Genomic DNA, 17,642 nt, shown 5'->3' with positions numbered 1-17,642 from the left:
CACAAATAAATGTGCCGGAGCCTTCTTTAAAACTTTTTTATCATTGTGTGTTTATTCCGTTGAATTCTGCCTGCTGAATTGCCCAGGCCAGCATATTAGCAAAAAGGATTGAATTCTGAACCTGCATTGATCCTGCAGTATATCCGTTTCCAGCATATCCGTAGGCAGATTTCTGAACTGGTAAATATCCTCCTGTACTTGGAGCTACAAAAGGCTCTATTGTATTACTAGGATACTGATTTCCATTAGCGTTTTCATTACTTAAAAAACCACCATCACCAAACCAAACCAAATTTAAATTGCTATGTCTAAATCCAGTAATTCCTGAGTAGGTTGTAGTATTATTTATTGGCTGTGCATAGCTGTAAGGTATAACTCCATTGACATTAGAAGTAATAGCTACAGTTGTGGAAGCATCTTCTCCCCAGTTTTTTCCCCTCACATCCCCAAAAGGTCCGTTCAAAATCGGGTCATTAGCATTAGCCAGCGGATATACTGCACCCGCTCCGCCTCCAACATACCCAACCGTCAATGCCGGATTTGAAAACACGGCTCTAAGGAAGTTGAGAGAAACATTGCTATCAGTTCTGTCCTGGAATGCAATCACAACACCTTTTTTATTCATATAGTCTACCAGATAACCAGACTGGGTTGCATTCAAAGAACTGTTATCAAATCCGATGATTACAATATCAGGTTTATTATTCAAAGCTGTAAGTAGAGCAGCATCTGTTGGGTTAGCATTTAATGACGTGTGGGTATACCCTTCAGCTTTCACTTTACTTGAAGCCGTGGTTCCGAAATTTGTCGGAGAATCCATCAGACTTCTTGAAGGTCCTGTAAATGCACTATAACCATACATAGTTTCATTACCAATATGCAAAATTTTCTTTATAGGAATAACAACAATTACCTGAACAGTACAAGTTGTAGATACCCCGCCCTGGCTGTCGGAAGTAATAGTAAGTGTTTTCACACTTGTAGAAGCAGGTGTTCCGGTACCGTTTAACGTAACATTCTGATTTCCTGTAGAAGTAAATGTTCCTGACCCGCTGAATGAAATTCCATCTACAGTATTGGTAGTAATAGTATAGCTTCCCAGTGCTGTAACATTAACAGGAAGAGTAATTGTATTGGCTGCTGTTAAAGCTGTTCCTACTTTATAAACTCCGTTTACCGTAGCACTTCCACAACTCATTGTATAAGACCCTGCCGGACTTAATACATTCACTGTAACAGCAGGTGTACATGTAACATCTGTCCCGTTGGCATTAAGTCCTACAGTATCCACCTGTATCGCAGCAGGCACTCCCTGCCCCGGAACTTGGATAGTTTGCGTTCCTGTATTAAGAAAAACACCTGTTCCGTAGAAATTATATCCATTTGTTGTAGTCCCTGTAATTGTATAACTTCCAACTTTAGTTACGTTTACAGATACACTTAAATAATTGGATGCTGTAAGCTCTTTGGTCTGAACATAGGTTCCCATTGCTTTTGTGTTGGAACAGTCTACCGTAAAAACAGCTTTGCCCATTTGTCCGCAGACACTTTTCCATTCGTTGTCAGCAAGACTCCAGTAATTAATACAGTCCTCAGTAATATTATAAATTGTCAAACCATCATCCTTGGCAGTGTTAATTACAATAGCATTTCTTTGGGTTTCAGTAAGCCTGGGAATAAGAACTCCTTTATTATTGCTGGCTGAAACGACATCCAATACAGAATTGGCATTAGGTGTTGTGGTATTAATCCCAACAGCACCATTGGTACCTTGCGAATAAAACTTGCCAAAAGCGAAAAGTAGCGCTATCAGCAATACCTTGATCGGGGGAATTGTAAATTTTGTAGTCATCATCTTAAATTATAATTGTTTATGATTAAATTTTTAATAAAGTCATAAGCTTTATACAAATTTATCAATTGCAAGGGTTTCATTAATCAGTCTGATGTACGCAATACTACTCATGCGTAGCTAAACTCACAAAAAATCAATTATGTATATAAATAACAACAATTAATAATAATAACCCCGGTAGATTTTATAAAAATATAAGAGCTGATACATTACAGCCTATCAAACAAGGTATGCTAAGAACAAAAGCTTTTTATACCTTAAAAATAGCTTTCCATTTGGTAATCGTATTCCTGCTTATTTTAAAATGATGGCTAAGCTGAATGTTATTAAGTCCGTTCTTTTTCTGGTACCTGAGAATTTCCAGAACGGAGTCTTCATCATAGGAACGCAGCCTTTGATTATTAAACCCGACAGCATAATCAGGTTCTCCAAAAATCAGTTGGTTAAACTTCAGTACTTCAATCGCAGAATTCAACCTTTCAAGTTTATGCCTGATTGCAGTGTCTGTTAATTTTTCAGGAAAGCGTTCCTGAATAATGTCAGTATAAATTTGCTTGTAATCCGGAATCATACTATATTTTTTTCATCCATTTGTATAAAGTGGTTTTTGGAATCTTATACTTTACCACAACTTCATTGGCTGTCATTTTTCCAGTATTTATTTTTTCCAGAACAAAATCCTTCACTTCCTGGGTATAAATACTCTTTCTGAAAACCATGGTTTCTCCTTTTTGCCGGAATGTATTATCAATTCTTGATCCGGGTGAGTATAAAATCAGATGCCCGGTATAAAATCTAAAGAAATCAAATTTCAAAAGCTTACACCATTTCAACAGAATATCAGTATCAATACTTTTCTGTTCATACATCTTTTCAATCTCATCTTCTGTTTTGCCTAAAAATCTGGAGATCCTTTCTATTGAGATCTGGTGTTCTTCTACTTTTGATCTGATTACATCTCCAATATCAATATTCTTAATATTCATCCACTGTATTTTTGCAAAAATATTAACAATAAAGGCTAAAAGGTGCGCCGTATGCTACTCAACACTACGCATAAGTAGTAAAAATCAGAATATGTTTTAAATTTTAATAAGAAAACTGTTAATGTTGATCTCGGACGGAATATTAAGTTTCTTTCTTATTCTGTATTTTTTACTTTCTACAGCACGAATACTGTTATTTGTACATTGTGCTATTTTCTTGGTATCAAAATCAAGTTTCATTAATGCACAGAAATACAATTCAGAATGAATAAGATCCGGGTTTATTTTTAAAATACCTGAAACAAAATGGGGGAAAAACACCTGAAACTTTTCAAAAAAAAGAGGAGAATTTTTTTCGGCCAATTTAAAAATTTCCTGAATATTTTCTTCTGAAAGATGATTGATAAGCATCTGTTGCTTCATCAGCTCGCTATTCGTTTTTTCCAGTTCCTTAATAGTAGACTCTTTTACATTTCTATCGCTAATTAGTCCCATAATCCGTTCATCTTTATGAGTAATAAAAACAATATCCATGAAAAAATAGGCAATAGAAAACAAAATATTCAACAATTTTAAGGTTTTAAAATCATCTTTTTCTAAAAATCTGCTTCTGGGAAGAAAGTCAAAATCAAAATAAAGACATGCAATAAAGTTAATGCTGATTATGAGAGTGACGAAAATGATAGAAAATGGTTCCTTCTTATAATTGAGAAAGAATGGAACTGCAAATAAGAGACAAAAATAAAAATATTCTACACCACCGCTCTTATAAGTATAAATATTAAAAAAACTCACTATAAAAGTCAACAACACAAAAACAAGGATAATGAAAAGTTTCAAAATCTTTTTAAATCTTCTTGTTTTACCTTTTATAGCCATCAGAAGCAACCAGAAAAAAGTAATAGCAGTAAGAAATATTGAAATCAGCATATCCCCGAAAAAAGCTATGATGAAAACAGAATAAAAGAAAAATATGAAAAACAACGAAAACAGATACCGGTTAATAATATCCAGATAATTGCGGTCAGCATCAGCTTCCAATTTGTCTGGCTCACCATTAAGCGTTTTAAATAAAAAATTATAAATCATCTTATTGTTGTTTTTATATAGACCAAATAGGGATTTGAACAAATTAATGTGAAAATCTTCTATATTTTTTAATCAAATAAAATATACAAAGAAATCTCTCAGTAATTTTACTGTTAAAAAAATCAGGTAATTTTCTTTCTAAATTTACTAAAATTCCAATATTGAAATATTAAAACTGAAAAAAAATCATATGACAAAAATATTAACAGTGATCAACTTGCCTAAAATTAATGGGTTATATTTTTAAGCCGGCAAAATTATTGTTCTCTATAAAAGAAAACCCACGCATCACTACGCAATACTACTCACGAGTAGTTAAACTCACCCATCAGCAATACCCCTCAAATGAAAAAGAGGACCACATGGCCCTCTTAATATTTATGTTGTAATGATTTTAATTTTCTTTGAGTTTGGCGATAACATCCAAACCTCCTTTTGTAATATCCCCGATCTTACAGATGATCTCTGTATCCAAAGGCAGAAACACGTCCATTCTTGACCCGAATTTGATAAATCCGAACTCATGTCCGGCTTTTGCCGGATCTCCTTCATTACAGTAGAATACGATCCTTCTGGCTACATATCCTGCAATCTGTCTGAAAACTACTTTATGGTTGGTTTCAGTTTCAATCGCTACAGTTGTTCTTTCATTTTCTGTGGATGATTTTTCATGCCATGCCACCAGATATTTCCCCGGATGGTATTTTTTATAGATTACTTTTCCGCTTACCGGATATCTACAGATGTGTACATTCAATGGAGACATGAAAATAGAAACCTGGATGGCTTTTCCTTTAATGAATTCATTTTCTTCCACTTCTTTGATCATTACCACTTTTCCGTCCACCGGAGCGATTACATTCTCTCTGTGGTCAAGAATAGTTCGGTTCGGAACTCTGAAAAACCAGAATATAAGACAGTAAATAATCAACAAAGGTGCAATGATCAGTAAAGACCATATTTTAAGGAAATAGATGGCTAAAGCTCCCAATACCAGAAAAAGTATTGTTGCTACCGTAATGGTTCCTTTTGATTCTCTATGTAATTTCATGAGATTAAATAAATTTTTCTAAAATAAAGTACAAATATACGACAGGAACGCAGATAATAAAACTATCCAGCCTATCTAATACTCCACCGTGCCCCGGAATGATGTTTCCACTGTCTTTCACACCGAAATTTCTCTTTAACTGGCTTTCTACCAAATCTCCGAGAGGAGCAAAGGCAGCTACCAAAAATCCAACAAATATCCAGTTCCCTCTCAGTTCAGGCTGATAGTGCTCTACAAAATAAGACAGTACCAACGTCAGAACAACCCCGCCTATATAACCTTCCCATGTCTTTTTAGGAGAAATTTTAGGCGCCATTTTGTGTTTCCCGAAGAATTTCCCTACCAGATATGCAAATGTATCACTACTCCAGATCAGAATGAAGAGAAAAAGAACTTCTAAAGAGAAACTATCACTATAACTGGAGAATTTTGGTAATCCTAATGCAAAACTGAAGGGCAGGGCAACATAAATGACTGTAAAAATCAGTTTTCCGCTATCAAAGTATAATTCGTTAGGAAATTTAAATAAAGTAACTACAGCAATACCAATAAGGGCAAGTGCTAATATCTCACTCAATCTGAAATCGAAAAAGAAGTCGTGATGGAAGTATCTTTTTGAAAAAATGTAAAATATAAAAATAACCAATGGATACACTACCCATTTCTCATATCCTTTTCCGAACTTCATTATTTTTACACACTCCCAAGTCCCCACAATCAGTAAAAGACTTATCAAACCATGATAAAGATATTGTTGCTGAATAAGACCGGGAAAAATGCTGTTGATAAGTTGCGCCCCTAAAGGAGTCGAACAAAGAATGATAATAGCTACATAAACGAGACCTGAAATGGTTCTTTGAATGAGATTTTTGTCCAAAATTTAAAATTTAGTAGTGGGTGCTTAATCTTCAAGCAGCAATAAAAACAGTTTTGTATTGGAATTGGAAGAACTGTCCATTTTAGACTGGCTTCCACTGATGGAAGTAAGGTTCTTAATATTTCCGTTTCTTTTTATTTTCCCCATGGCATCATTCAGGTTGTTTACAATCTGTGAAACATTGGCGATGATGATAATTCTATCGGGTAGCCTTGAAGAATGATAGTGAAGAATGTTATTATGGGAAAGCATAATTCTGCCGTCATATGCAATCAGATATTCACAAGTGATAAATGCTGCATCATTGGATGGCTGTAATTCTGAAGTATAAGGAGATTTTACAACATTTAAGAAGTTCTGAAGTTCCTTATCCCAACAGAAAAGGTTCTTAATACCTTCTATTTTGATAATTTGATTTAAAGTTTGTAGAGCCTCCGCTTCATCTGCACAATAATTAAAAAATCCCCCTGAATGCGTAAATAATTGCGCAAACTTGTAATCGAGATCCGCATTTTTCAGCGAATCCCCAAGTTTCTCCAGGCTCTGTTTTTCCTCTTCTTCAGGCTGGTTGGTAAGTTTGCTTACAATCCTCTTGAATAAATTCAACTTAATCTATTTTTAGTCAACTTTATACAAAAATAGAAAATAAATTACAATAGATTCCAAAATATCTCCTTAAATATGAAAAAACCTGACAATTTTAAAGTTGTCAGGTTTTATATTTCCTATTTTGTAAGGGTTTTAAAGCTGTGTTGGGCTTTCTGGAGCCTGTATTTCGCTTTCTTCTTCTTTTTCTTTAATCTGAGGGGTATCCAACACATCCGGCTGATCTTTCTCAGGAATGGTATTGGTAACCGGCTTTTCTGTCAACTCAGGATCCCAGGCTCTCTTACCAAAGATTTCCTCAAGGTCTTCACGGAAGATCACTTCTTTTTCTAAAAGCTTATTGGCAAGAGCATCCAGCTTATCTTTATTTTCTGCGAGAATTCTTACCGCTCTTTCGTACTGATTTTCGATGATCGATTTGATCTCTGCATCAATCTTGGTAGCTGTTTCTTCAGAGTAAGGTTTTCCGAATGAATATTCAGACTGGCCTGAACTGTCATAGTAAGAAATGTTACCGATATTCGGGCTTAATCCGTAGATCGTTACCATTGCCTGTGCTCTCTTCGTTACTGTTTCAAGATCGGAAAGTGCACCTGTTGATATATTGTTGAAGATCACCTGCTCAGCAGCTCTCCCTCCTAATGTTGCACACATTTCATCCAACATCTGTTCTGTAGTGGTAAGCTGTCTTTCTTCAGGAAGATACCACGCTGCACCTAATGAACGTCCTCTTGGAACAATAGTTACTTTTAAAAGAGGTGAGGCATGTTCTACCAACCATGAGATAGTTGCGTGCCCAGCTTCGTGGTAAGCCACTCTCTTCTTTTCAGAAGGTTTAATAGCCTTATTTTTCTTCTCAAGACCTCCGATGATTCTGTCTACCGCATCAAGGAAATCCTGTTTTGTTACTGAAGTATGGTTATTTCTTGCTGCAATAAGTGCTGCTTCGTTACAAACATTGGCGATATCCGCACCGCTGAATCCAGGGGTCTGCTTAGCAAGGAATTCTCTGTCTACAGTATCATCAAGCTTGATCTTTTTCAGGTGAACATCAAAGATCTGCCTTCTTTCATGAAGTTCCGGCAGGTCTACGTAAATAGAACGGTCAAAACGTCCTGCTCTCATCAAAGCTTTATCAAGGATATCCGCTCTGTTGGTTGCTGCCATTACAATCACATTCGTATCTGTTCCGAAACCATCCATTTCAGTAAGAAGCTGGTTCAGTGTATTTTCTCTTTCGTCGTTTCCGCCTGAGAAATTATTTTTTCCTCTTGCACGTCCGATAGCATCAATTTCATCGATAAAGATGATTGCCGGAGATTTGGCTTTAGCCTGAGCAAAAAGGTCTCTTACTCTTGAAGCTCCTACTCCAACAAACATTTCCACGAAATCAGATCCTGAAAGGGAGAAGAAAGGAACTTTAGCTTCCCCTGCAACAGCTTTTGCCAATAAGGTTTTACCTGTTCCCGGAGGGCCTACCAATAGTACTCCTTTGGGAATCTTACCTCCTAATTTTGTATATTTTTCAGAGTTTTTCAAGAAGTCTACTACTTCCTGTACTTCTTCTTTAGCTCCTTCTAATCCAGCAACATCTTTGAATGTTACCTGAATTCTTTCTTTTTCGTCGAAAAGCTTCGCTTTAGATTTCCCGATTGAGAAGATCTGTCCCCCAGGGCCTCCGCCACCGCCCATCTTTCTGAAAAGAAGGAAGTAAAATAATCCCAGAATCGCAATCCAGATTAATGCAGATATAAGAATATCCGTAAAAGGACTCTTACCTGTTCCGTAATCTTTAGCTGTTTTAATCGCCGGGTTTGTTGCTTTAATCTGTTCAAATTTCTGAAGGAAAAGCTGAAGGTCACCATATTTCACAGAATAATCTGCTTTTGGCGCCATATCTAAAGCTGAAAAAGGGTTATTTTCCTTTCCTGATTTAACCATTGCTGATTTCGCTTCTTTGGTAAGGAAAACATCAGCTTTCTCTATGTCTTTGTATATAATAATATTCTGGACTTTCCCCGCCTGCATTTCTCTAAAGAAACCATCTTCATCAATAGTTTTTGCTGTATCGCCACCAAGGAAATTGGAACCGAAGAAAAGCAAAAGAGCTATGATTACAATAGGAAAGAACCAGTTGAATCCTTTGTTATTCATTTAGACTTTTTAAAATTTTTATTATTCATTTTCAATTCTGGTAATGACTGCGTCACCCCAAAGTTCTTCAATATCGTAATATTCACGTACATCTTTCTGGAAAATGTGAACCACTACTGAAACGTAATCTACCAATACCCACATTGCATTTTCTGTACCTTCTACATGCCAGGGTCTGTCTTTCAGGTCGTTTCTCACTTTTTTCTCTACACTTCCAGCTAATGCAGCAACCTGTGTATTTGAGTTTCCGCTACATATTACGAACGTCTCCGCTACTGAGTTTTCAATGTTTGAAAGATCGAAGATCATGATATCTTCTCCTTTTACATCCTGAAGTGCTTCAACGATTTTATCTATTAGTGCTTGTTTTTCTGCTGTTTTATTCATTAAAAAAATACTATAATCTGCAAATTTATTGTTTTTTCTTTACTTTAACCTTACTTTTACCTCCATAATGTCTTAAAGTTTTCTTAAATGAGCCAACTCTTCTACCTGAAAGAATGTTCTTCTACTAATGACGAAATATCAAAGTTTTTACTTTACGGAAATTCAGATTTTATAGGATTGCATACTTTTAATCAAACTAAAGGCCGTGGTCAGTATGGAAATGTCTGGACTCCTACCGCCGGAAAAAACCTGGCTTATACGCTGGCAGTGAATACTCAAAACATCCTGTGTTCCGACTTTATATTCAATTATTATACCGCAATTCTTGTCAGGGATTTTCTGGCCAATTTGGCTGATAATGACGTAAAAATCAAATGGCCGAATGATATTATCCTTAAAGGTAAAAAAATCGTCGGAATTTTAATTGAAAAGAAAAAAATTAATCAAAATAATTATTTCATTATCGGAACCGGAATTAACATCCTTCAGGAGAAATTTGATGAAATTTCGAATGCAGGCTCGCTCCTGACGCAAACAGGCAGGGAATTCAAACTTGAAGACCTTAGCTTAAGCTTTCATGAATTTCTTTCGGAAAAACTGAAAAATATTCCTTCTGACCAGGAAATCCTGGACCGTTTTAATACAAATTTATTCCGTAAAGATGAAATCTCAGTCTTTGAAATTGAAAAAGAGAGACAAAATGGCATCATTCGCCATGCAGATGAAAAAGGAGAACTCTGGATTGAACTGGAAAATGACGGCTTGTGTTCTTTCTACCACAAAGAAGTAAAACTCCTTTACTGATTAGCTCTTTTGATGTAAAGATAAAGGGTAAGCGGAAGGAATACCAGATTAGGCAGCCACATTGCTAAAGCCGGAGATAAACTTTTATTCTCTGAAACTACCTTTAAAGCTTCAAATGAAAAGACAAAAAGGAAGGCCAATGAAATCCCAATGGCAAGGTTAATACCCAAACCTCCTCTCTTTTTTTGAGAAGACAGGGAAAGCGCAAGAAAAGTCAGAATAACAATAGAGACAGGCATTGAAGTTCTCTGATGAAGTTCATTAAGATAAGAATTCAGGTTGCTGTTTCCTCTTGCTTTTTCTCTTTCTATAAATTTTAAAAGTTCGGGTGTGGTTTTATTCTGTCCCAAAAGCTCATTCGGGAAGAGTTCTTCAGGAGAATGACTATAATTCTTCCTGAGTTCAATTCCATTATTCAGCTTCTCCGTATTGTCTTTATTAATGGTTTTTTCTAGATAATTATTTAAAACAAACTGCTTTTTATCCTGGTCCCAATATACTTCACTTGCTTTTAATTCGTACACCATCTTTCTGTGGGTATCAAATTTTTGGTACACAAAGCTGGATCCTCTCTTTTCCCTTTTATTCCAAGAGTCTACGAAGATATATTCTGTTTTACTTAACTGTGAAGAAGCTGGAGCAGTTCCCAGGATCTTTTCTTTATTGGCAGCATTATAGGTATAAGCTTCCAACTGGTTTTTCTTGATATTCGCCCAAGGAAGTACCAAATGATACACCACCAAAGCTATTAAGGCAAGAAGGATTGAAGTATACAGATAAGGTTTTGAAAACCTGTGAAAACTTGCACCACTACTGATAATAGCTACAATTTCAGTATTATTGGCCATTCTGGAAGTGAAATAGATTACAGTAATGAATACCAGAATGGAAAGGAATGTTACCACCAGGTTGATGATCCAGAAGGGATAAAAATGAATCAGAAAATACCCAAGATCCAGTTTAGGATCAAGAGCCTTTGCATTTTCTATCCTTGGGATCTTCTGCTGAACATCAATAACAAGTACTACTATAGACAACAGCACCAGCATGAAACTGAAAGTTCCAAGGTATTTTTTAATGATATATCTGTCTACTATCTTAAGCATATGTCTTTTTACAGTCTTTGTCTAAGAACCGGTACTACAGAGTTTTTCCACTCATAGAAATCTCCTGCTATGATGTGCTCCCTTGCCACTTTCACCAGATCCAGATAAAAAGCAAGGTTATGGATGGAAGCAATCTGTTTTGCCAGATATTCTTTGGACACAAACAGGTGACGAAGATACGCTTTTGAATATTCACGGTCTACAAAGCTGGTTCCAAATTCATCCAGAGGCGAGAAATCCCGCTTCCATTTTTCGTTTTTAAGATTCATTACGCCTTGCCAAGTGAAAAGCATTGCATTTCTGGCATTTCTTGTAGGCATAACGCAATCCATCATATCAATTCCCAATCCAATAGATTCAAGGATATTCCAAGGAGTCCCAACTCCCATCAGGTATCTTGGCTTTTCTTTTGGAAGGATATCTGTTACTTCATCTGTAATTCTGTACATTTCTTCTTCCGGTTCTCCTACAGAAAGGCCTCCGATAGCGTTTCCTTCAGCACCTGCTTCAGAAATTACTTCTGCAGATATTTTTCTTAAATCTGAATAGGTAGATCCCTGAACAATCGGGAAGAGTCTTTGCTTATGTCCATATAATTCAGGGTTATTATTGGTCCATTCAATGCATCTTTTCAGCCAACGGTGGGTAAGCTCCATAGATGATTTTGCCTGGTTGTAATCACAAGGATAAGGAGTACATTCGTCAAAAGCCATAAAAATATCGGCCCCGATCTGTCTTTGGATCTCCATAGATCTTTCCGGAGAGAACATATGATAGCTTCCGTCTATATGAGACTTGAACCTTGCTCCTTCTTCCGTCATTTTTCTGTTGCTTGCCAACGAGAACACCTGAAAACCTCCTGAATCGGTAAGAATAGGAAGGTCCCAGTTCATGAATTTATGTAAACCACCGGCATCCTGCATTGTTTCCATTCCTGGACGAAGATAAAGATGGTAAGTATTTCCCAGAATAATCTGGGCTTTAATGTCTTCTTTTAATTCTCTCTGATGAACTGTTTTTACACTTGCAACAGTTCCTACCGGCATAAAAATCGGCGTCTGGATCTTTCCGTGGTCTGTAGTAATCTCCCCTGCCCTGGCTTTTCCTTCAGAGGTTTTTTCGATATTAAAAAATTTCATCTGTACACTTTTTTAGCTCGCTGCGATCAGCGATTATCATTGTCCGGGCAAAACCCGCTTCATCATTATTTATTTTTGAGGCATTCCCAATTCAGCCTGCTTCAGCTTATCTTTTACATATTTTTCCGCTTTAGGATCTTTTTCAAGTAAAATCTGCTGTGCATCATTTGCTATGCCTTCCATTTCTTCTTTAATTACGTAATATTTGAAACTTTCAACAAAGTCATCAGGTTTTATATTATGGGATTTTAAAATAAACCTTGTCCCTGCTTCCATATTCCTGTTCTGATACATAAAGTTAGCCTGATCATTCATCACAAGATCTGCAATAACTTCTGCCATCACATTCTGATCAACCAGATTTTTAGGCTTATCAATATAGTCACTACATGAAAACAGCCCCATAAAAACAAAAAAAAGGATCAGCTTTTTCATCAGCTTATTTTTATATTTTGTATTGGAAGAATTAGTCATGCTTTATTTTATAATCTATTGATAATTGACTTCCATTTTAAGTTTAAAACACCAAAAACAGCTTCATGGATAATTCCGCCGTTCATTTTGCTTTCTCCTAAAATCCTGTTGGTAAATATAATAGGAACTTCCACAATTCTGAAACCTTTTTTAAAAGCTCTGAATTTCATTTCTATCTGGAATCCATATCCTTTCAGCCTTACATTATCTAATCCGATTTCTTCCAATACTTTTCGTGAAAAACAGACAAAACCAGCGGTGGTATCATGGATAGGAAGTCCTAAAATGAATCTAACATATTTAGATGCAAAATAAGACAAGAGAACCCTTCCCATAGGCCAATTGACTACATTCACTCCTTTTGAGTAACGGGAACCGATGGCCATATCTGCATTGAGACAAGCTTCGAAAAGTTTAGGCAGATCATTAGGATTATGCGAAAAATCGGCATCCATTTCAAAAATATAATCGTATTTATTTTCAATGGCCCATTTAAAACCATGAATATAGGCTTTCCCTAAACCATCTTTAATATGTCTTATTGAAAGATGCAGGTAATGGGGATATTTCTTCTGTAATTCTTTTACTACATCCGCTGTTCCGTCTGGAGAAGAATCATCTACTACTAAGATATGAAAGCCGTCCTCCAATGCAAAAACCGCGGAAATAATATTTTCAATATTTTCCTTTTCGTTATACGTTGGGATGATGACGAGTTTTTTCATTTCAGTTTGCAAAGATAGTTTATTTAACCTTTTTATTTTATACAAAATAATCTATAATTTTGCAAAAATAATTTCCAAAGATTCCGGGATCATACAAAAATTGTTTTCAGCAGTTTTGAATACCCAATGTATCAATGGAAAATATGGTGTAAGATAGATTTAACAGATGAAGCAATAAAGAAATTCTATGCCAAGTTGTGTTATTTATAGTTAAATAAAAAAATAAAAAACTTAAAATTTGCCGTCATCACCAAACTACATCAATCATGTAAGAATACCTGAGAATAATGATTGGGTAATTTTTATACTTATAGGCTGTATTTTTTTATATGTTTTTATGATGAACATAATAGAAAGAGACGCAAGTCTTAAAGATTTTCTGCTTCAAAAATATTTTGATGCAAGCAATAACCTTCCAAGCTGGATTATTACGTCCTGCGTGATTGCTCTTACTTTATCGGTACTGATCTCTCAGTATATTCCGGTTGTTCCTAAATTTATTGCAGATCTGCAGGTTTTCGGATACCAACTCAACAAGTTTGGGTATACCTTACTGGCAGTGATGTTTTTTTATCTGATAAAATCAACATTAGGTTTTTTATTTTATCAGAGTATAGGGGATGGTAAAAAATGGACTATTTTTTATTTCACCGCCACCAAATTTTATTTTATCCTGTCTTTTTTACTGATAATTTTGTGTGTTACCCACTATTACTTCCCTATAGACAGAAATAAAATCTTTTTATATTATTTCTCCTTCTTTTCTTTTGTGTTCATTTTCAAGGTATTTTTCTATTTATTTCACAAGAACAAGATTCTTCCGGAGAAATGGTATTATAAATTTTTGTATATTTGCACGCTCCAAATTGCACCATTGTTACTGCTTTGGAAGTTGTTATTTTTTTAATAAAGTCAAAGATGAGAATAAAGTCTATATTGGTTTCTCAACCAGCGCCTAGTGAGTCTTCTCCATATCTGGATATAGCGAAGAAGGAAAAAATAAAGATTGATTTCCGTCCATTTATCCACGTCGAAGGGGTAGACAATAAAGAGCTCAGAACTCAGAAAATAGATCTGACGCAGTACACCGGTATCATTTTTACCAGTAAAAATGCTATTGACCATTACTTCAGACTTGCTGAAGAATTACGTTTTGCTGTTCCAGATACAATGAGATATATCTGCCAGTCGGAAGCAATTGCCAACTATCTTCAGAAGCACATTGTGTACAGAAAAAGAAAGATCAGCTTCGGAGAGAAAAACTTTTCAGACCTTCTTCCCCTGTTCAAGAAGTTTCCTACTGAAAAATATTTGTTGCCATCTTCAGATGTTTTAAGCCCGGATATTGTAAAAACTTTAGATTCTGCCAACATAGAATGGACAAGAGCAATTATGTACCGTACTGTATGCAGTGACCTGACAGATATCAACATCCAAGATTATGATATGCTGATCTTCTTCAGCCCGCAAGGAATTAAGTCTCTGCAACAGAATTTCCCAGACTTCAAGCAGGATGAAACAAAGATCGGAGTTTTTGGAAACACCACTTTGGCTGCAGCAGAAGAGGCGGGATTAAAAGTAGACCTAATGGCTCCTACGAAGGAAACACCTTCCATGACCATGGCCCTTGAAAAATATATTAAAGCACTGCACAAATAGTGTTTGATACAAAAAATACACTCAACCATCTTTTCAGTAAAGGAAAGATGGTTTTTTTTTAACTACATTTGAACAAAAATTAACATTGAATAGTATGTTGTGATAAAGCATATCAGGACGTACAAAAAATAAAATATTCTGATGAAAGCTCCACAGGCAAAAAAAATAGAAAAAATATTAGAAACACACGGTGACAAAAGAATTGATAATTACTTCTGGCTTAATGAAAGGGAAAACCCGGAAGTTATCCAATATCTTGAAGAAGAAAATGCTTACGAAGAGTTTATCATGAAAGATACCGAAGAGCTCCAGGAAGAGCTTTTTGAAGAGATGAAAGCGCGTTATAAAAAGGATGATGAATCACTTCCCTATTTCTTTAATGAATATTGGTACATTGTACGCTATGAAGAAGGAAAGGAATACCCTATCTTCTGCCGGAAATATAAGACGCTGGACAATGAAGAGGAGATTATCCTTGATGTTAATATTCTTGCAGAAGGAGAAGATTTCTTTGAGGTTGGAAGTGTTGCAGTAAGTCCTAATAATGAACTGGCTTCTTTTTCTTCAGACAATGTAGGAAGAAGGATTTACAGCCTTAACTTCAAAAATTTAAAGACCGGAGAAATTCTTTCGGATAAAATTCTGAACACTACAGGAAAGGTGGTTTGGGCTAATGATAATGAGCATATATTTTATATCAGAAAAGATAAAAGCCTTAGAGCATTCCAGGTGTACAGACATAAACTGGGAACCGATCCCTCTGAAGATGTTCTTATCTTCCATGAGAAGGATGACACTTTTGATGTGAATGTCTTTAAAACAAAATCTTTACAGTATATTTTTATCGCAAGCTCAAGTACTATTTCTGATGAACATCATTTTATTCCTGCTGACAATGTTTTTGCAGACTGGAAAGTTATTCAGCCAAGAATAGATGATCTGGAATATTCTGTAGAACATTACGAAGATGAATTCTATATTATCACCAACGCAGATGGTGCCACCAACTTCAAAATTGTAAAAACAAAGATTGATAACTGTGGTATGGAAAACTGGGTAGATGTTATCCCTCACCGTGCCGAAGTATTACTGGAAGGCTTTGAAATTTTCAAAGATTATCTTGTTCTTGAGGAAAGAGAAAAAGGGCTGTTACAAATTAAGATTATTGATGAAAAAACTCAGGAATCTTATTATCTTCCTTTCTCTGATCCTACTTATACAGCTTATATTGGGATCAACCTGGAATTTGACACTGAAGTTCTCCGATATGGTTACACTTCTCTTACCCAACCAGGCTCTACCTACGAATACAACATGAAAGATAAAACCACAAAACTTCTGAAACAGCAGGAAGTTCTAGGTGGAAAGTTCTTCCCGGAAAACTATATTTCTGAAAGAATATGGGCAGATTCCAGAGATGGCAAAACAAAAATCCCTATCTCTCTTGTTTACCATAAGAACACAAAGAAATCTGCAGATACACCTCTTTTACTATATGGATATGGCAGCTATGGACATACCGTGGATGCAAGTTTTTCAAATGTAAGGCTCTCCATTCTTGACCGTGGTTTTATTTACGCCATTGCTCATATCCGCGGCGGAGAATACCTGGGAAGAGAATGGTATGAAGACGGAAAAATGCTCTTCAAGAAAAATACCTTTTTCGATTTTATTGATGCAGGAAAATATCTGATTAAAGAAAACTACACTTCATCCAGACATATGTATGCAATGGGAGGAAGTGCAGGAGGACTTCTTGTAGGTGCTGTTGTTAATTATGAACCTCAATTATTCAACGGTATTGTGGCCCAGGTACCTTTTGTAGATGTTGTCACTACCATGTTAGATGATACCATCCCGCTAACAACGGGAGAATATGATGAATGGGGAAATCCTAATGATGAAGAATATTATCATTACATGAAAGAGTATTCTCCTTATGACAATGTAGAAGCCAAGGATTATCCACACATCCTTATCACCACAGGATTCCATGATTCTCAGGTACAGTATTGGGAACCTGCAAAATGGACAGCTAAACTTAGAGAATTGAAAACTGATAACAATATTCTGATCTTTAAAACAGATATGAGCTCAGGCCATGGAGGTGCCAGCGGAAGATTTGAGTCCCTGAAAGAAGATGCGTTAGAGTATGCGTTTTTATTGAAGATTGATAATAAAAGATAAAAAGAGTTAATCTTACTCCATAGGGTCTGAAGACAGCTTCTCTTTTAAAGGAACCAGAAGAAGAAATTAAACGTTAACAACATCAATTATTAATTATCATTTATCAATTATATGAACGAGTCTGAATATTGGAAAAAAATAGAACAGTTCTTCGAAGATAATTTCCAGACGGAGAAGAACCCTCCTATTGAGACTTTACTGTTTTTAATAGGACTACAGGAACTGGGCAGCGGGCAGCAGAAATACACAAAAGAGGATAAGGTAAATCTCATTCATATTGCAGTATGCAGGCTACTTGAGCCTTTTGGATATTATAAATTCACCCATTACGAAGATGGATGGCCACAGTTTGAAAAATTGGAAGATCTTCCAGAATTAAAGCCTAATGAGCAGACTTTGCTTATGAAAAAGGCGATTATCCAGTATTTCCAGGAAGAAGAGCTGATTTAAGTTCAAAACGCGGTTATTTAGAAATTTGATAATGAAAACACACCATCATTAACAAAAACTGTCTAAAATACCACATACCCTATACACATAGAG

General features: G+C 35.8%; 19 protein-coding genes. 6 read left to right on the top strand and 13 right to left on the bottom strand.

Annotation, left to right across the window (positions count from 1 at the left end; translation table 11 throughout):
* Positions 1-40: 40 nt before the first annotated feature.
* From EG339_RS06850 to EG339_RS24475, 4 genes are all read right to left on the bottom strand, one after another.
* Positions 41-1,855, bottom strand: coding sequence for a hypothetical protein (locus tag EG339_RS06850; protein ID WP_123869522.1), 1,815 nt, complete (start codon positions 1,853-1,855; stop codon positions 41-43).
* A 250-nt stretch (positions 1,856-2,105) separates the two neighbouring features.
* The gene (locus EG339_RS06845; RefSeq protein WP_123869520.1) at positions 2,106-2,426 is read right to left on the bottom strand and encodes a helix-turn-helix domain-containing protein; all 321 of its coding nucleotides are present in this window, start codon (positions 2,424-2,426) and stop codon (positions 2,106-2,108) included.
* Between the two features lies 1 nt (position 2,427).
* Complete coding sequence (locus tag EG339_RS06840; protein WP_123869519.1) at positions 2,428-2,841, bottom strand: transposase; 414 nt, start codon at positions 2,839-2,841, stop codon at positions 2,428-2,430.
* A 96-nt stretch (positions 2,842-2,937) separates the two neighbouring features.
* Positions 2,938-3,336: a helix-turn-helix transcriptional regulator gene (locus tag EG339_RS24475; RefSeq protein ID WP_228458832.1), complete on the bottom strand. Its 399-nt coding sequence runs from the start codon at positions 3,334-3,336 to the stop codon at positions 2,938-2,940.
* 331 nt (positions 3,337-3,667) lie between these two features.
* Between EG339_RS24475 and EG339_RS24470 the strand changes: the two genes are divergently transcribed.
* Positions 3,668-3,805, top strand: coding sequence for a hypothetical protein (locus EG339_RS24470; RefSeq protein WP_228458830.1), 138 nt, complete (start codon positions 3,668-3,670; stop codon positions 3,803-3,805).
* 519 nt (positions 3,806-4,324) lie between these two features.
* Here EG339_RS24470 and EG339_RS06830 read toward each other — a convergent pair.
* The 5 genes from EG339_RS06830 to rsfS all read right to left on the bottom strand — a co-directional run bounded on the left by EG339_RS06830 (position 4,325) and on the right by rsfS (position 9,005).
* Positions 4,325-4,981: a phosphatidylserine decarboxylase family protein gene (locus EG339_RS06830; protein WP_123869515.1), complete on the bottom strand. Its 657-nt coding sequence runs from the start codon at positions 4,979-4,981 to the stop codon at positions 4,325-4,327.
* A 4-nt stretch (positions 4,982-4,985) separates the two neighbouring features.
* The gene (locus tag EG339_RS06825; protein ID WP_123869513.1) at positions 4,986-5,858 is read right to left on the bottom strand and encodes a phosphatidate cytidylyltransferase; all 873 of its coding nucleotides are present in this window, start codon (positions 5,856-5,858) and stop codon (positions 4,986-4,988) included.
* A 24-nt stretch (positions 5,859-5,882) separates the two neighbouring features.
* A complete protein-coding gene (locus EG339_RS06820; protein WP_164465418.1) occupies positions 5,883-6,464 on the bottom strand; it encodes an LUD domain-containing protein in 582 nt (193 codons plus the stop codon).
* 135 nt (positions 6,465-6,599) lie between these two features.
* Positions 6,600-8,618, bottom strand: coding sequence for an ATP-dependent zinc metalloprotease FtsH (gene ftsH, locus EG339_RS06815; RefSeq protein WP_123869509.1), 2,019 nt, complete (start codon positions 8,616-8,618; stop codon positions 6,600-6,602).
* A gap of 21 nt (positions 8,619-8,639) precedes the next feature.
* Positions 8,640-9,005: a ribosome silencing factor gene (gene rsfS, locus EG339_RS06810; protein ID WP_065400154.1), complete on the bottom strand. Its 366-nt coding sequence runs from the start codon at positions 9,003-9,005 to the stop codon at positions 8,640-8,642.
* A gap of 87 nt (positions 9,006-9,092) precedes the next feature.
* On the opposite strand from rsfS, the gene EG339_RS06805 reads away from it, so the two are divergent.
* Positions 9,093-9,809, top strand: coding sequence for a biotin--[acetyl-CoA-carboxylase] ligase (locus EG339_RS06805; RefSeq protein WP_123869507.1), 717 nt, complete (start codon positions 9,093-9,095; stop codon positions 9,807-9,809).
* On the opposite strand, the gene EG339_RS06800 is transcribed toward EG339_RS06805, so the two are convergent.
* From EG339_RS06800 to EG339_RS06785, 4 genes are all read right to left on the bottom strand, one after another.
* Positions 9,803-10,915, bottom strand: a complete 1,113-nt coding sequence (locus EG339_RS06800; RefSeq protein WP_123869505.1) for an LptF/LptG family permease — start codon at positions 10,913-10,915, stop codon at positions 9,803-9,805. The genes EG339_RS06805 and EG339_RS06800 overlap by 7 nt on opposite strands.
* Positions 10,916-10,923: 8 nt before the next feature.
* A complete protein-coding gene (tgt, locus tag EG339_RS06795; protein WP_002982698.1) occupies positions 10,924-12,054 on the bottom strand; it encodes a tRNA guanosine(34) transglycosylase Tgt in 1,131 nt (376 codons plus the stop codon).
* A gap of 69 nt (positions 12,055-12,123) precedes the next feature.
* Positions 12,124-12,489, bottom strand: coding sequence for a DUF4296 domain-containing protein (locus EG339_RS06790; RefSeq protein ID WP_123869503.1), 366 nt, complete (start codon positions 12,487-12,489; stop codon positions 12,124-12,126).
* Between the two features lie 47 nt (positions 12,490-12,536).
* The gene (locus EG339_RS06785) at positions 12,537-13,253 is read right to left on the bottom strand and encodes a polyprenol monophosphomannose synthase (protein WP_123869501.1); all 717 of its coding nucleotides are present in this window, start codon (positions 13,251-13,253) and stop codon (positions 12,537-12,539) included.
* A 337-nt stretch (positions 13,254-13,590) separates the two neighbouring features.
* Here EG339_RS06785 and EG339_RS06780 point away from each other — a divergent pair, with 337 nt between their 5' ends.
* From EG339_RS06780 to EG339_RS06765, 4 genes are all read left to right on the top strand, one after another.
* Positions 13,591-14,160, top strand: coding sequence for a DUF4271 domain-containing protein (locus tag EG339_RS06780; RefSeq protein WP_262706903.1), 570 nt, complete (start codon positions 13,591-13,593; stop codon positions 14,158-14,160).
* A gap of 11 nt (positions 14,161-14,171) precedes the next feature.
* Positions 14,172-14,912 carry a uroporphyrinogen-III synthase gene (locus tag EG339_RS06775; protein ID WP_123869497.1) on the top strand — a complete coding sequence of 247 codons (741 nt, stop codon included), beginning with the start codon at positions 14,172-14,174 and terminating at the stop codon, positions 14,910-14,912.
* Between the two features lie 141 nt (positions 14,913-15,053).
* Positions 15,054-17,099 (top strand): S9 family peptidase, encoded by a 2,046-nt coding sequence (locus tag EG339_RS06770; protein WP_123869495.1) that lies wholly within the window; start codon positions 15,054-15,056, stop codon positions 17,097-17,099.
* A 111-nt stretch (positions 17,100-17,210) separates the two neighbouring features.
* The gene (locus EG339_RS06765; RefSeq protein WP_123869493.1) at positions 17,211-17,549 is read left to right on the top strand and encodes a hypothetical protein; all 339 of its coding nucleotides are present in this window, start codon (positions 17,211-17,213) and stop codon (positions 17,547-17,549) included.
* Positions 17,550-17,642 lie beyond the last annotated feature (93 nt).

The organism is Chryseobacterium bernardetii (assembly GCF_003815975.1).
Lineage (GTDB): Bacteria > Bacteroidota > Bacteroidia > Flavobacteriales > Weeksellaceae > Chryseobacterium > Chryseobacterium bernardetii.
Note: the sequence above shows the minus strand (reverse complement) of the source record. Positions and strands in the feature narration are given on the sequence as shown.

What these genes read in the sequence shown, in the direction of transcription:
- EG339_RS06850 (WP_123869522.1), bottom strand. Translation starts at nt 1,855, where the DNA reads ATGATGACTACAAAATTTACAATTCCCCCGATCAAGGTATTGCTGATA.
- EG339_RS06845 (WP_123869520.1), bottom strand. Translation starts at nt 2,426, where the DNA reads ATGATTCCGGATTACAAGCAAATTTATACTGACATTATTCAGGAACGC.
- EG339_RS06840 (WP_123869519.1), bottom strand. Translation starts at nt 2,841, where the DNA reads ATGAATATTAAGAATATTGATATTGGAGATGTAATCAGATCAAAAGTA.
- EG339_RS24475 (WP_228458832.1), bottom strand. Translation starts at nt 3,336, where the DNA reads ATGGGACTAATTAGCGATAGAAATGTAAAAGAGTCTACTATTAAGGAA.
- EG339_RS24470 (WP_228458830.1), top strand. Translation starts at nt 3,668, where the DNA reads ATGAAAAGTTTCAAAATCTTTTTAAATCTTCTTGTTTTACCTTTTATA.
- EG339_RS06830 (WP_123869515.1), bottom strand. Translation starts at nt 4,981, where the DNA reads ATGAAATTACATAGAGAATCAAAAGGAACCATTACGGTAGCAACAATA.
- ftsH (WP_123869509.1), bottom strand. Translation starts at nt 8,618, where the DNA reads ATGAATAACAAAGGATTCAACTGGTTCTTTCCTATTGTAATCATAGCT.
- rsfS (WP_065400154.1), bottom strand. Translation starts at nt 9,005, where the DNA reads ATGAATAAAACAGCAGAAAAACAAGCACTAATAGATAAAATCGTTGAA.
- EG339_RS06805 (WP_123869507.1), top strand. Translation starts at nt 9,093, where the DNA reads ATGAGCCAACTCTTCTACCTGAAAGAATGTTCTTCTACTAATGACGAA.
- EG339_RS06800 (WP_123869505.1), bottom strand. Translation starts at nt 10,915, where the DNA reads ATGCTTAAGATAGTAGACAGATATATCATTAAAAAATACCTTGGAACT.
- tgt (WP_002982698.1), bottom strand. Translation starts at nt 12,054, where the DNA reads ATGAAATTTTTTAATATCGAAAAAACCTCTGAAGGAAAAGCCAGGGCA.
- EG339_RS06790 (WP_123869503.1), bottom strand. Translation starts at nt 12,489, where the DNA reads ATGAAAAAGCTGATCCTTTTTTTTGTTTTTATGGGGCTGTTTTCATGT.
- EG339_RS06785 (WP_123869501.1), bottom strand. Translation starts at nt 13,253, where the DNA reads ATGAAAAAACTCGTCATCATCCCAACGTATAACGAAAAGGAAAATATT.
- EG339_RS06780 (WP_262706903.1), top strand. Translation starts at nt 13,591, where the DNA reads ATGATGAACATAATAGAAAGAGACGCAAGTCTTAAAGATTTTCTGCTT.
- EG339_RS06775 (WP_123869497.1), top strand. Translation starts at nt 14,172, where the DNA reads ATGAGAATAAAGTCTATATTGGTTTCTCAACCAGCGCCTAGTGAGTCT.
- EG339_RS06770 (WP_123869495.1), top strand. Translation starts at nt 15,054, where the DNA reads ATGAAAGCTCCACAGGCAAAAAAAATAGAAAAAATATTAGAAACACAC.
- EG339_RS06765 (WP_123869493.1), top strand. Translation starts at nt 17,211, where the DNA reads ATGAACGAGTCTGAATATTGGAAAAAAATAGAACAGTTCTTCGAAGAT.